Genomic DNA, 12,666 nt, shown 5'->3' with positions numbered 1-12,666 from the left:
CTGTGGTCATTGCAGGTCATGGGGCATACCTGCAGTGGGGTTGAGGCGGGCATCGCCGGTGCGTTGAGGGAGAGGCCGCACCGGAGATGCCCGCCTCCGTGTCTGTGTGGCTAATGCCTGCCGTGCTCGCGGTACGAGCCCTGGCTCTGCACGTTGAGGATGTCCGTCTTCACGCTCTTGGCCTGGTTCGTACGCGGGTCGTCGATCCTCAGGACGTCGAGTCCCTTGTTGAAGTCGCTGCCGTAGATGTAGCCGTTGTAGTAGTAGGCCGACCAGAAGCCGCCGCTCAGCGGCTGCGACCACGGGCCGCGCTCGAAGTAGCCGATCTCCTGCGGGTGCGCGGAGTCGGTGAAGTCCCAGATGGAGACGCCGCCCTGGTACCACGCCTGCACCATGATGTCGCGGCCCTTAACCGGGATCAGCGAGCCGTTGTGCGCGACGCAGTTCTCGGTGTCGGCCTGGTAGCGGCCGATCTTGAAGTAGCTCCTGAAGGTGAGCTTGTTGCCGGGAGCGATGTCGTAGATGGCATCGGCGCCGCGGTTCGGGCCGATCGCCTCGTTGCAGGTCGCCGCGCCGCCGCCGCCGAGTTCGTCGGTGAAGACCACCTTGGTGCCGTCGTTGTTGAACGTCGCCGAGTGCCAGAAGGCGAAGTTCTCGTCGTCGCGGACGACGTCGAGGACCTTCGGATGCTCGGGATCGCGGATGTCCATCAGGATGCCGTCGCCCATGCAGGCGCCCGCCGCCAGGCCCTTCTCCGGGTAGGCGGTGATGTCGTGGCAGCCGGTCGTCGCGGACGTGCCGTAGGGGTAGGGCTGCTTGTCACCCGGGTTGCCGCCGTCCGGGAACAGCACGGGCGCCGCCACGACGGACGCGGCGGTGGGGTTCTCGAGCGGGACCTTGATGATGGAGATCAGGTCGTGCGGCGGCTGACAGTCGGGGAAGGCCGCCGACGGGCTGTAGGAGGAGACGTAGATGTAGACGTTCTCGCCCCTCTTGTCCGGCACGAGGGTGTGGGTGTGGGACCCGCAGTTCGTCTCCACCGACTTGATGTACTTCGGGTTCGACTTGTCGCTGACGTCGAAGATGCGGACGCCTTCCCAGGACTCCTTGACCGACGCCGGCTGGGCCGTGCTGGCGCACGAGTCGTTGTTGCGGGAGGAGTCGACGGACCCGAACAGCAGGTCGCCGTATACGGACATGTCCATCTGGGAGCCGGGGCAGACCACCGAGCTCACCACCGCGGGCCGCTTCGGATTCCTGATGTCGAAGATCGTGAACCCGCCGTAGTTGCCGACGTAGGCGTAGTCGCCCTGGAAGGCCATGTCGGTGTTGATGGTGCCGGCCAGGGCGGCCGGGGTCGGGACGTTCGCGACGTGCGTGACGTTCGCGCTCATCGCGATCTCGTCCGGGGCCAGCACGTCGGCGGCCTGTGCGGGACATGCGGACAGGGCCAGGACGACCGCCGCTCCTGCCACGGCCAGCGCACGACCGCTGCGGCGTAAGGTGAACAACTCGCTGTCCTCCATATAAGAGGGAGATAAATGATCAGATCGTCACCTTTGACAGGGATGTCCCGCCAGTCGTCAATCTGTCAAGAAAACTGGCACATGTCGCCCTTTGACCTATTGCCCATGTCGGGTTAGCGTCGTGATCTCCATACGCTCCGTGACAGGGAGGCAGGGTGCGAATCGCATGGCAGGGCGGGGCGCGACTGGGGCTCGTCCTCATGGCCGGTGCCGCGTTCTTCCTGAGCGCCTGCGCGGAGGACGTACGCGGAAGTGCCCCCGTCTCGACCGCCCCCGTGATCGCGCCCGGCCGGCCCGGCGAGGAGGCCAGGACCCTGAGCCCCGCCGAGGCCGCCACCGCGGTCCCCTCTCCCACGATCGACGCGGCCGACGTGCGGTACGTCCAGGACATGATCGTCCATCACCGGCAGGCGCTGGACATGGCGGCCCTGGCGGCCTCACGGGCCTCCTCCGCCAAGCTGAAGGCGCTCGCGGCCCGCATCCATGACGTGCAGGAGCCGGAGATCCGCGTCATGACGTCCTGGCTCGACCGGGAACGCCTCCCGCGGCCCGACCACCACGCGGACCACCACGACATGCCGGGCATGGCCACCGAGGAGCAGATGAACGCGCTCAGGGCGGCGTCCGGCGTCACATTCGACGGTCTGTTCCTCCAGATGATGGTCGCCCACCACGAGGGCGCCATCACGATGGCCACCCGCGCGCTCACCGAGGGCTCGCATCTCAACGTCGAGCAGTGGGCCACCGACGTGATCGCCGAACAGACCGCCGAGATCCGGCGGATGCGCGAGATGCAGGGGACCTGACCTTCCCCGCGCTTCACCTCGCCGGTCGCGTCACGTCACTGGTCGCGTTACCTCACCGGTAATCGACGCATCGCGCCCGAGTCCACAAGAGTTGCGGCATGAGTAGTGACACTTACGACGTCGTGGAAGAGTTGCTGCGCCGGATGACGGAAGGCGATCACGACCGTACGGCGGAGCTGTTCGCCGAGCCCGTCGACTGGCGGCTCTCCTGGCCCGCCGAGGGGCATTCTGCGGTTCCCTGGATCCGCCCTCGTTCCAGCCGGGCCGAGGTGGCCGACCATTTCCGGTCGCTGGAGGCCCATCATGTGCCCGAGCTCAACGGCACATCCGTGACGCGGATCCTGGTCGACGGGACGCACGCCGTCGTGCTCGGAGAGATCGCACAGACGGTCCGGGCCGGAGGCACCGCCTACACCTCGCCCTTCGCGCTGCACCTCACCGTCGAAGACGGGCTCATCACCGGCTATCACATCTACGAGGACAGCCTTACCGTCGCGCGAGCTCTCAGCACCTGAGACGCCACACCGCCCGCCCTGCACAGCAGGGCTCAGGCGAGCCGATACCCCACGCCCGGTGTCGTCGTGACGACCGGCGGCTCGCCGAGCTTGCGGCGCAACCGCCCCATCGTCACGGTCACCGTGTTGGTGAACGGGTCCGCGTTCTCGTCCCAGACCTGCTCCAGCAGAGCCTCCGTGCTGAGGAAGCCGGGACTCGCCCGCATCAGCGCCTGCAGCAGGGCGAACTCCTTCACGGAAAGGTTCAGCTGCCGGCCGTCGCGCACCGCGGTCCGGCGCACCGGGTCCAGCTCGATCCCGGCGGCGTGCAAGGTCCGCGGCCGCGCGTTCGGCCTGCGGCGGGCCAGCGCCTGGATGCGCAGGATCAGCTCCGGGAAGTGGAACGGCTTGACGAGGTAGTCGTCCGCGCCGAGGGTCAGACCGCTGACGCGGTCGTCGGGTGTCCCGGCCGCGGTCAGCATCAGCACCATCGGGCGGTCCCGCCGCTCCGTGATCATCCGGCACAGCGCGTCGCCGTGCAGGCCGGGCAGGTCGCGGTCCAGGACCACCACGTCGTACGCCGTGAGGTCCAGTTTGGCGGCGGCGGACAACCCGTCGTGGCTGATATCGACGGCCATCCCCTGGTCGCGCAGGCCCTCGGCGACGACCTCGGCGAGCGACCGCTCGTCCTCGACGACCAGGATCCTCACGGCCGCACCTCGGCCGGGACCGGGACGTACGGCAGCGCGATCGACACTCGCAGGCCGCCCTCCGGCCGGGCGAGCAGTTCGAGCCGCCCGCCGTGAGCCGCCGCGATCGCCGCCACGATGGACAGCCCGAGGCCGGAGCCGTTCTCGGATCCGGTTCGATCGGCGCCGAGCCGCTCGAAGGGCCGCGCGAGCCGGTCCACGTCCCGCTGGTCGAGTACGCGTCCGCCGGTCTGCACGACGAGCCGGACCTCGGTGCCCTCCCGGAAGGTCTCCACCTGCATCCAGCCGTCCTCCTCGTTGTGCACCACGGCGTTGTCGATCACGTTCTCCGCCATCCGGGCAAGCAGGGCGGTATCGCCCCGGGTGAGCATGCCGGGCCGCAGATCCTCGGTCACGCTCAGCCGTCTCGCCGCGATCCCGGCGCCGCGGTCGCTCACCGCCTGCGCGACCAGCCGGGCCACGTCGACCTCGGCGGCGCCGGCGAGCGTGCCGTGCTGCGCGCGGGCCAGCATGAGGAAGCCGTCGAGCAGCTGATCCACGCGGTCCAGCTGCGTACGCAGCCGGTCGCCCAGGGCGAGCGTCTGCGGCGCCGCACCGGGCTTGGCCACCGCGACGTCCACCGACGCCCGCATGGTCGCCAACGGGGTCCGCAGCTCGTGTGAGGCGTTGGCGACGAACCGGCGCTGGGCGGCGAAGGACGCCTCCAGCCGCTCCAACAGGCCGTCGATGGTGTCGGCCAGGTCCTTCACCTCGTCCGCCGGGCCGCTGACGCCCAGCCGCTGGTCGAGGTTGTCGGCGGAGATGCGCCGGGTCGCCGCCGTGATCACCCGCAGCGGGCGCAGCACCCGGCGGGCGAGCGCCCGGCCGGCCAGCACGGAGACGACCGCCATCACCGTCAGCGCGAGCAGGGAGCCGATCAGCAGCTGCCGGGAGTGCTGCGCGTTCACCTCGGCCAGTTGCTCCTGCAGATGGCGAACCTGCTGGTGTATCCCGTCCGTGCCGCCGTCTGCGGGTGGTCGCAGGCCCACGGGGGCGCTGGACCTTCCCCCGCCGGCGAGCAGGAAGGTGAGAGCCAGCAGCCCGATCCCGGACATGAGGAACACTCCGGCGTACAAGATCGTGAATCGGAGTCCCACGGTCCCGCTGCGCAGCCTTATCACGCCTCCAGGATGCCCGGCCGGACCTAACAACAGGGTGACAGGAGCGGTTCTGATGGTGTTAGGCCCGCCCCCGTAGAACGACGGCATGCTCACCGGAGAACTTCTTCACCGGGAATGGACGGCCTTCCGCCGCCCCGCCCGGCTGATCGCCCTGGCCGCGGCGGCCCTCGTCGTGATCGCCGCCGGCCTGCTCTACGCCTTCGGCAGTCAGACGTCCTGCGACGGGCCCTGCCCGAGGGACGGAATCGCCGCGGACGGGTCGATGGTCGGCGACCAGTTCTGGTTCCTGCACCACGACCTCGGCCCGCGGGGCTCCATCACCGTACGGATGACCTCGATGACCGGCACGATCACCTACCCTCCGCCCAACCACGACAAGATCGTCCCGGGCCTCGTGCCGTGGGCGAAGGCCGGGATCATCGTCAAGGACGGCGTCCGGCAGGGCTCCTCCTATGCGGCGCTCATGATGACCGGCGGCCACGGCGTGCGGATGCAGTACGACTACCGCAACGACATCGCCGGGAGCGCGGGCGGCCTCTCGCCGCGATACCCGCGCTGGCTGCGCCTGACGCGGTCCGGCGACACCGTCACCGGCGCCGAGTCGGCCGACGGCCGGCTTTGGCGCACCGTCGGGACGGTGAAACTGGCCGGTCTCCCGGAGACGGCGCAGGTCGGGTTGTTCGCCGCGTCCCCCGGCGACCTCACACTGCGGAAGGTCGGATTCGGCGGAGCGGTCGAGGAGGTCCGCTTCACCCAGGCCACCGGCGTCTTCGATCACGTCACCCTGGCGGGCGCGTCCGCCGGCGCGTGGCGCAGCCAGGCCGTCGGCGAGATGAACCACACCGACTGGGAGAAGTACCACAACGCATCCGGCGTGGTCGAGAAGGACGGCGTCATCACCGTGAGCGGGACCGGTGACATCGGCCCGAGCGGGAGCGAGGGCCAGGGCACCGTCGAGAGGTTGCTGCCCGGCCTGGTGATCGCACTGATCATCGTCGTCGTCCTGGCCGCCCGATTCGGCGCCCGGGCCGGCACATCGGCCTCTCGCCGCGTTCTGGCCGCTCGGGCTGTGGTGGTCGGCGCCGCGACCTTCGTGACCGGGCTCGCCGCCGTCGGGGTGGTCCTGCCGGCCGGTGTCGCGATCCTGAGCGGCAACGGCGTCCCCGTGCAGCCGGTCTCCCCGCTGACCGGCGTCCGGGTCGTCGTCGGGATCGCGGCGGTGCTCGCGCTCTGCGGTGTCCTGTCGTACGGGCTGGGCGTCCTGCTGCGGCGTGGCTGGGCGGCCGTCGTCCTCGCGCTGTCGCTCGTCGCCGTGCCCTACGCGGTGACCGCGTTCCCGTTCCTGCCCGACGTCGTGTCGCGATGGCTGCTGCGGCTCACCCCGGCAGCGGGCTTCGCCGTCAAGCAGACGGCAGTGGAGTATCCGCAGGTGATCGCCCACTACGCGCCGTCCGCCGGATACTTCCCGCTCCCCGGCTGGGCCGGTTTCGCCGTGTTGTGCGCGTACACGCTGGCGGTGGTGTGGCCGGCCGTGAAGCGCAGGCCGGTCGACCGGCCGATGTGACGGCCGCGGTGGCCTCAGGACCCGAGGCGCCAGGAGTGGAGATACTCCTCCTGCTCGTCGGTGAGCGCGTCGATCGAGATCCCGGCGGCGGCGAGCTTCAGGCGGGCCACCTCGGCGTCGATGTCGGCCGGGACGTCGTACACGCCGGGAGCCAGCCGGACCGACTCCCGGACCAGCCATGCGACGGCGAGGGCCTGGGCGGAGAACGACATGTCCATCACCGCGGCCGGGTGCCCCTCCGCGGCGGTCAGGTTCACCAGGCGCCCCTCGGCGAGCAGCAGCAGCCTGCGACCGTTCTCCAGGACGTACTCGTCGGTGTTGGGCCGGATCCCGAAGCGCACCTCGCGCGCCATCTCCTCCAGTGCCCGTACGTCGATCTCGACGTCGAAGTGGCCCGCGTTCGCGAGGATCGCGCCGTCCTTCATCGCGGCCATGTGCTCGGCGCGGATGACGTCGCGGTTGCCGGTGACGGTCACGAACACGTCGCCGGTCTCGGCGGCCAGGCTCATCGGCCGTACGTCGTAGCCCTGCAGGGCGGCGTCGAGGGCCTTGACCGGGTCGATCTCGGTGACGATGACCCGCGCGCCGAGGCCCTTGGCCCGCTCCGCGACGCCCCGGCCGCAGAAGCCGAAGCCCGCCACGACCACGGTGCGGCCCGCCAGCAGGACGTTGGTGGCCCGCATGATGCCGTCGAGCGTCGACTGGCCGGTGCCGTAACGGTTGTCGAACATCCGCTTGGTCCGGGTGTCGTTCACCGCGACCATCGGGAAGCGCAGCGCGTTCTCCGAGGCCATCTGGCGCAGCCGGATGATCCCGGTCGTGGTCTCCTCGCAGCCGCCGATGACGCCGTCGAGGAGTTCGACCCGCTCGGTGTGCAGGGTGTTGACGAGGTCGCATCCGTCGTCGAGCACGACGTTCGGCGCGATGTCGAGCGCCTGGTGGATGTGCCGGTAGTAGGTCGCCTTGTCCACCCCGGCGCGGGCGTGCACGGCGATGCCGTACGTTCTCAGCGCCTCGGCGACGTCGTCCTGCGTGGACAGGGGGTTGGACGCGGCCAGGGCGATCTGGGCGCCGCCCTCCCGCAGCGCGCCGAGGAGCACCGCCGTCTCGGCGGTCACGTGCATGCAGGCGGCGACGCGCAGGCCGTCGAGCGGCCGGTCGGCGCCGAAACCGGCGCCGATCGCCTGGAGGACGGGCATCGACCGGGCCGCCCACTCGATGCGCCGCTCTCCGGCCTCCGCCATGTCCGCCGCGATGTCCGGCTGAATCACGCCGTCTGCCTCCTGACGGGGGGCGCGGGCCGGGCCCACGCCCCCGTCGTCGTGCGAGTGACCGTCAGTAGCGGTAGTGGTCCGGCTTGTACGGGCCCTCGACGTCGACGCCGATGTACTCCGCCTGCTTCTTGCTCAGGGTGGTCAGCTTCACGCCGAGCGCGTCGAGGTGGAGGCGGGCGACCTTCTCGTCGAGGTGCTTGGGCAGCACGTACACGCCGACCGGGTAGTCGTCGGTCTTCGTGAACAGCTCGAGCTGGGCGATGACCTGGTTGGTGAACGAGTTCGACATGACGAACGAGGGGTGGCCGGTGGCGCAGCCGAGGTTCATCAGGCGGCCCTCGGCGAGCACGATGATCGAGTGCCCGTCGGGGAACACCCACTCGTCGACCTGCGGCTTGATGTTGATCTTCTTGATGCCCGGGATGCGGCCCAGGCCGGCCATGTCGATCTCGTTGTCGAAGTGGCCGATGTTGGACACGATCGCCTGGTGCTTCATCTGCGACATGTGCTCGGCGCTGATGATGCCGTAGTTGCCGGTGCAGGTGACGAAGATGTCCGCGATGCCGACGACCTCCTCCAGGGTGGTGACCTGGAAGCCGTCCATGGCGGCCTGGAGCGCGCAGATCGGGTCGATCTCGGTGACGATGACGCGGGCGCCCTGACCGCGGAGCGCGTCGGCGCAGCCCTTGCCCACGTCGCCGTAGCCGCAGACCACGGCGACCTTGCCGCCGATCAGCACGTCGGTGGCGCGGTTGAGGCCGTCGATCACCGAGTGGCGGCAGCCGTACTTGTTGTCGAACTTCGACTTGGTCACCGAGTCGTTGACGTTGATCGCCGGGAAGAGAAGCGTGCCGGACTTGTGCATCTCGTAGAGGCGGTGCACGCCGGTCGTGGTCTCCTCGGTGACGCCCTTGATGTCCTCGGCCACGCGGGTCCACCACTTGTCCTCGGAGACCGTGCGGCGGAGCGTGTCGAGGATGACCGCCCACTCCTCGGGGTCGTCCTCACCGGCGACCGGCACGGCGCCGGCCTTCTCGAACTCCACACCCTTGTGCACGAGCAGCGTGGCGTCGCCGCCGTCGTCCAGGATCATGTTGGGGCCGGAGCCGTCGGGCCAGCGGAGGGCCTGCTCGGTGCACCACCAGTACTCCTCGAGCGTCTCGCCCTTCCAGGCGAAGACCGGGACACCGGAGGGGTTGTCCACCGTGCCGTTCGGGCCGACGACGACCGCGGCGGCGGCGTGGTCCTGAGTGGAGAAGATGTTGCAGCTCACCCAGCGGACGTCGGCGCCGAGCGCGACCAGCGTCTCGATCAGCACGGCGGTCTGGATCGTCATGTGCAGCGAGCCCATGATCTTCGCGCCGCGCAGCGGCTGCGCCGCGGCGTACTCCTTGCGGGTCGCCATGAGGCCCGGCATCTCGTGCTCCGCGAGGCGGATCTCTTTGCGGCCGAATTCCGCAAGCGTAAGGTCGGCGACCTTGAAGTCCATGAGTGTCTCCTCCGTTGTCTGTCGGTGCGAGTTTAGGCGTCGCCGACGCAGGAACGCATACGCAGGCCCGCGAACCTGACACAAGAATGTGAGATTCCCTCGCCGACGGGTGCCGGAGGGCCGCTGGACTGTCTAGCGTGGACCCCAGGAACGGGGACCGGAGGCACGATGCGCATCACCGAGGCGGCCAGGCGGCTCGGCATGTCCCCCCGGATGTTGCGCTACCGGGAGGCTCTCGGCCTGCTGCCGCCCGTGCGGGACAAGGGCGCCCACCGGCGCTTCGGGCCCGACGAACTGGAGGCGGTGCGCCAGGCGACGGAGCTGGAGCGGCGGTTCGACGTCTCGCCGGCCGAACTGGCCTTCGCGCTCCGGGCGCTGTCCGAGCCCGCGGTGGCCCAGGCCGTACGCGACCTCGGCGTGCGCATCGGGCGGATCCAGGCGCCGCGCCGGGCGCTCGACTTCGAGAAGGAGAAGGCCCTGCGGCTGCTGCGGCACCGGTGAGCCAGGCGCTCGGAGGTCAGGCGCTCGGAGGTCAGGCGCTCGGCGATCAGGCGCTCGGGGATCAGGCGCCGACCACGAGGTGCAGGTCGTCCGCCCGCAGGGAGTCGGCCGTGACGTACGGCTGCTCGCTGACGATGTCGGTCATCGTCAGCGGGACGTTCAGGGACGGCACCAGTTTGAGTGCCCTGACCAGCAGGTTCGGGTGATCGGCCGTGAACTCCTGCGGCACGCCGAGGAGCTTGGCGGTCATCTTCGTCGTGCAGATCACCACATTGCCCTCGAAGGTGAACGTGCTGCCGGTCAGCGTCGTCGGGCCCATGGTCTGCTGGGGCTGCTCCAGCACGGCCTTGTCCATGGTGAAGCGGAGCATCTTGACGGTTCCGGTCGCGGTGGGCATCTCGACCACGCCGGTGAACTTCATCCCGGTCATGGTCAGCGAGGGCGCGCGGACGGCGGCCGTCTCGGTCGCGACCGTCACCGCTCCATGCGCGGAGGAGCCCCCCGGCTCGTCCCGGCCGTCCTCCCCCGGCGACGGCGAGGGACTCTTCCTGCCGGTGAGCGACCCCACGGCGTCCTTCAGGTTCGTGGGCAGGGTCGTCGGCAGGGCCGTGGGGACCGCGCTGGGCAGGACGCCGTGGAGGACGTCGGACAGGCCGCTGGGAACGGCGCTCGGGACGACACCGGGCAGGAGGGAACCGCCCTGCCCGGCCGGTCCGGGGTCCTCCCGCGCCATGCCCGTCCCGGCCGCCAGGATGACGGGCAGCACGGCGATGGCCAGCGCCTTGGCCGCGGGACCCGGACCCGTGTCGCCCCGCCCGCCGCCGTCCGGACGTACGCCACCGTCGTCAGGGCCGTCATCGGGGCTCTCGTCGGGGCGCTCGTCGGAGTCGCCGGGGCCGTCCTCGCGGTTGCCGGAGGAAGGATCGGCCTCGCGGCGGACGCGGGCGACCAGGATGCGCGGGCCCTCGCCCGCGGGTTCCACGGGCTGCTGCGGCCGGGTGACCTCATGAAGTTCGTCCCCGCTGACCACCCGGCGCTCGGTGAAGGTGATTCCCCCTTCCGCCGGCGCGCGCGGTGCGGCGGGCTCGATCGGCGCGGCACCGGCCTCGGTGGTCTCCGCGGGCGCCCAGGCCACCGCGAGCGCGCCTCCGACCAGGCCGAGCAGCATGCCGATCAGGAAGCCGCCCAGGTTGGCGTAGACGAACGACGCGATCGAGACCAGTACGGCGACCACGCCGAGGAAGGCCCGCTGGCCGGGCTGGAGCCAGATCATCAGGCCCAGGATGATCAGCACCAGTGCGATCAGGTAGGTGGCGCCGACCGTGCCCGACTGGATGACGAGCGGCAGGGCCTGGGTCGCGAACGGGATGCTCAGCAACTCGAGGCCGGCCGCGAGCACCAGCAGCCCGCCCCAGAACGGCCGTGACCGCCGCCATTTCACCGGCCGCTCCATCAGAAGCACTCGTGCTCGCCGGGCTCCACGGCCAGCTTCAGCCCGGGCAGCTTGAACGTGGCCGCATTGACCGCCCAGGAGACCTGCCGGAAGTCCTTGATGGTGACCCCTGAGGCCTGCTGGCCGAACATCCCCGTCGCGCCCTGACCGTCAGGCACCTGGTCGAGGGAGCTCGCGTCGCGGCCCGCCTCCAGCTTCGTAAAGACCGCGTTGCCCTCGATCTGGGTGGCGTCGACGATCATGTTCTCGGCGGTCACCGGGTCCTTTCCGGTGCCGGCGGTGATCCGGATGGTCACGGCACCGACGGGCGACTTCACCAGCACCGTCTGGCACATGTTGGTCAGGGTGGCCCTGCGGATGCCGGAGACGGCGACCGGGATCTTCTGGCCCTTCTTGTTCTCGACCGTGCTGCCATACTGCACGAAGCCCTGGCCCTGCAGCGTGTCCGCGGAGACCTTGAACGTGTCACCCGAGACCACGAACGACGCGCCGATCGCCCCCTCGGCGGTCGCGCCGACCAGCACGGAGGCGACCGCGAGCGCGGGCACGAAGACGAGGGCGAATCGTTTCCACCGCACGCGTCCCTGAATCATGAGTCACCTCCGGGGGTAAACCAGCCGTAATGTAAGGGTAAAGTTACCGACCGGTACCGCCCGCACTGAAGTGACTGTGCATCACATTTCAATTACGGTGCGCAAGGAAATACGGCTCCCCGTAACGGGGGTTATGCGCCGGCGTGCTGCTCCGAGGCCGCGTCCGCCCGATAGAGGTCCGGCTCCAGGTAGATCACCCTGGCCATCGGAACCGCCTCGCGGATGCGCCGTTCGGCCTCGTCGATGCCTCGCGCCACCTCACCGGCGGTGTCGTCGTGCTCCACCGCGATCTTGGCGGCGACCAGCAGCTCCTCCGGGCCGAGGTGCAGGGTGCGCAGGTGGATGACCCGGCTGACCTCGGGGGCGGCTTCCAAGGCGGCGCAGATCTTGTCCTCCACCTCGGGCGTCGCGCTCTCGCCGATCAGCAGCGACTTGGTCTCGGTGGCCAGGATGATCGCGATCACCGCGAGCAGCAGGCCGATGACGAGGCTGCCCACGCCGTCCCACGCGCCGTTGCCGGTGACCACGGCCATCGTCACGCCGAACAACGCGAAGACCAGGCCGAGCAGCGCGCCGAAGTCCTCCAGCAGCACCACCGGAAGTTCGGGGGCCTTCGCCCTGCGGATGAACGCCACCCAGGAGTGGTCGCCCTTGAGCGCGCGCGACTCCTTGATGGCCGTACGGAACGAGAAGCCCTCGGCGACGATCGCGAAGATCAGCACCGCGAAGGCCCAGACCGGCGACTCCACGGGCTGCGGGTCGGCGATCTTGTGCCAGCCCTCGTACAGGGAGAACAGGGCACCGATCGTGAACAGCACCACGGCCACCACGAACGCGTAGAAGTAGCGCTCCCGGCCGTAGCCGAAGGGGTGCTTGCGGGTCCTCCCCTTGGCGGCGCGCTTGCCGCCGAGCATCAGCAGCGCCTGGTTGCCGGAGTCGGCCACGGAGTGGACCGACTCGGCGAGCATCGAGGACGACCCGGTGAACAGGAACGCCACGAACTTCGCCACAGCGATCGCGAGATTGGCGCCGAGCGCCGCGAGGATCGCCTTGGTACCGCCACCCGCACTCACGTTGAACTCCTCATTTCAATCGG

General features: G+C 69.9%; 12 protein-coding genes. 4 read left to right on the top strand and 8 right to left on the bottom strand.

Annotated features, from left to right (window positions below):
- Positions 1-110: 110 nt before the first annotated feature.
- Positions 111-1,511 (bottom strand): LVIVD repeat-containing protein, encoded by a 1,401-nt coding sequence (locus QSK36_RS06365; RefSeq protein WP_285781649.1) that lies wholly within the window; start codon positions 1,509-1,511, stop codon positions 111-113.
- A gap of 170 nt (positions 1,512-1,681) precedes the next feature.
- Between QSK36_RS06365 and QSK36_RS06360 the strand changes: the two genes are divergently transcribed.
- Both QSK36_RS06360 and QSK36_RS06355 read left to right on the top strand, forming a co-directional pair.
- Positions 1,682-2,332 (top strand): DUF305 domain-containing protein, encoded by a 651-nt coding sequence (locus tag QSK36_RS06360; protein ID WP_285781648.1) that lies wholly within the window; start codon positions 1,682-1,684, stop codon positions 2,330-2,332.
- Positions 2,333-2,430: 98 nt separating this feature from the next.
- Positions 2,431-2,847, top strand: a complete 417-nt coding sequence (locus tag QSK36_RS06355; RefSeq protein WP_285781647.1) for a nuclear transport factor 2 family protein — start codon at positions 2,431-2,433, stop codon at positions 2,845-2,847.
- A gap of 32 nt (positions 2,848-2,879) precedes the next feature.
- Here the strand turns inward: QSK36_RS06355 and QSK36_RS06350 are convergent, their stop codons facing one another.
- Together QSK36_RS06350 and QSK36_RS06345 are read right to left on the bottom strand one after the other, a co-directional pair.
- Positions 2,880-3,536: a response regulator transcription factor gene (locus tag QSK36_RS06350; RefSeq protein ID WP_285781646.1), complete on the bottom strand. Its 657-nt coding sequence runs from the start codon at positions 3,534-3,536 to the stop codon at positions 2,880-2,882.
- Positions 3,533-4,696: a sensor histidine kinase gene (locus QSK36_RS06345; protein ID WP_285781645.1), complete on the bottom strand. Its 1,164-nt coding sequence runs from the start codon at positions 4,694-4,696 to the stop codon at positions 3,533-3,535. Before QSK36_RS06345 ends, QSK36_RS06350 begins: the two co-directional genes overlap by 4 nt.
- A gap of 85 nt (positions 4,697-4,781) precedes the next feature.
- Here QSK36_RS06345 and QSK36_RS06340 point away from each other — a divergent pair, with 85 nt between their 5' ends.
- Positions 4,782-6,260 (top strand): DUF1349 domain-containing protein, encoded by a 1,479-nt coding sequence (locus QSK36_RS06340; protein ID WP_285781644.1) that lies wholly within the window; start codon positions 4,782-4,784, stop codon positions 6,258-6,260.
- A gap of 14 nt (positions 6,261-6,274) precedes the next feature.
- Here the strand turns inward: QSK36_RS06340 and QSK36_RS06335 are convergent, their stop codons facing one another.
- Positions 6,275-7,504 carry an adenosylhomocysteinase gene (locus QSK36_RS06335; protein ID WP_285781850.1) on the bottom strand — a complete coding sequence of 410 codons (1,230 nt, stop codon included), beginning with the start codon at positions 7,502-7,504 and terminating at the stop codon, positions 6,275-6,277.
- 91 nt (positions 7,505-7,595) lie between these two features.
- Complete coding sequence (ahcY, locus tag QSK36_RS06330) at positions 7,596-9,023, bottom strand: adenosylhomocysteinase (RefSeq protein ID WP_183534713.1); 1,428 nt, start codon at positions 9,021-9,023, stop codon at positions 7,596-7,598.
- 168 nt (positions 9,024-9,191) lie between these two features.
- On the opposite strand from ahcY, the gene QSK36_RS06325 reads away from it, so the two are divergent.
- Entirely contained in the window at positions 9,192-9,524 is a 333-nt protein-coding gene (locus tag QSK36_RS06325; RefSeq protein ID WP_142569503.1) for a MerR family transcriptional regulator, read from the top strand.
- 61 nt (positions 9,525-9,585) lie between these two features.
- Here QSK36_RS06325 and QSK36_RS06320 read toward each other — a convergent pair whose 3' ends face one another.
- From QSK36_RS06320 to QSK36_RS06310, 3 genes are all read right to left on the bottom strand, one after another.
- Positions 9,586-10,965, bottom strand: a complete 1,380-nt coding sequence (locus QSK36_RS06320; RefSeq protein WP_285781643.1) for a DUF6114 domain-containing protein — start codon at positions 10,963-10,965, stop codon at positions 9,586-9,588.
- Positions 10,966-10,976: 11 nt separating this feature from the next.
- On the bottom strand, positions 10,977-11,570 hold the full coding sequence (locus QSK36_RS06315) for a DUF6230 family protein (RefSeq protein WP_183534711.1): 594 nt from the start codon (positions 11,568-11,570) through the stop codon (positions 10,977-10,979).
- A gap of 131 nt (positions 11,571-11,701) precedes the next feature.
- Positions 11,702-12,643 carry a cation diffusion facilitator family transporter gene (locus tag QSK36_RS06310; protein WP_183534710.1) on the bottom strand — a complete coding sequence of 314 codons (942 nt, stop codon included), beginning with the start codon at positions 12,641-12,643 and terminating at the stop codon, positions 11,702-11,704.
- Positions 12,644-12,666: the final 23 nt, after the last annotated feature.

It is taken from the genome of Microbispora sp. NBRC 16548 (assembly GCF_030268985.1).
In the GTDB taxonomy this organism is placed as follows: Bacteria; Actinomycetota; Actinomycetes; order Streptosporangiales; family Streptosporangiaceae; genus Microbispora; species Microbispora catharanthi.
This window is presented reverse-complemented; position numbering and strand designations above follow the sequence as displayed.

What these genes read in the sequence shown, in the direction of transcription:
- QSK36_RS06325 (WP_142569503.1), top strand. Translation starts at nt 9,192, where the DNA reads ATGCGCATCACCGAGGCGGCCAGGCGGCTCGGCATGTCCCCCCGGATG.
- QSK36_RS06355 (WP_285781647.1), top strand. Translation starts at nt 2,431, where the DNA reads ATGAGTAGTGACACTTACGACGTCGTGGAAGAGTTGCTGCGCCGGATG.
- ahcY (WP_183534713.1), bottom strand. Translation starts at nt 9,023, where the DNA reads ATGGACTTCAAGGTCGCCGACCTTACGCTTGCGGAATTCGGCCGCAAA.
- QSK36_RS06340 (WP_285781644.1), top strand. Translation starts at nt 4,782, where the DNA reads ATGCTCACCGGAGAACTTCTTCACCGGGAATGGACGGCCTTCCGCCGC.
- QSK36_RS06335 (WP_285781850.1), bottom strand. Translation starts at nt 7,504, where the DNA reads ATGGCGGAGGCCGGAGAGCGGCGCATCGAGTGGGCGGCCCGGTCGATG.
- QSK36_RS06315 (WP_183534711.1), bottom strand. Translation starts at nt 11,570, where the DNA reads ATGATTCAGGGACGCGTGCGGTGGAAACGATTCGCCCTCGTCTTCGTG.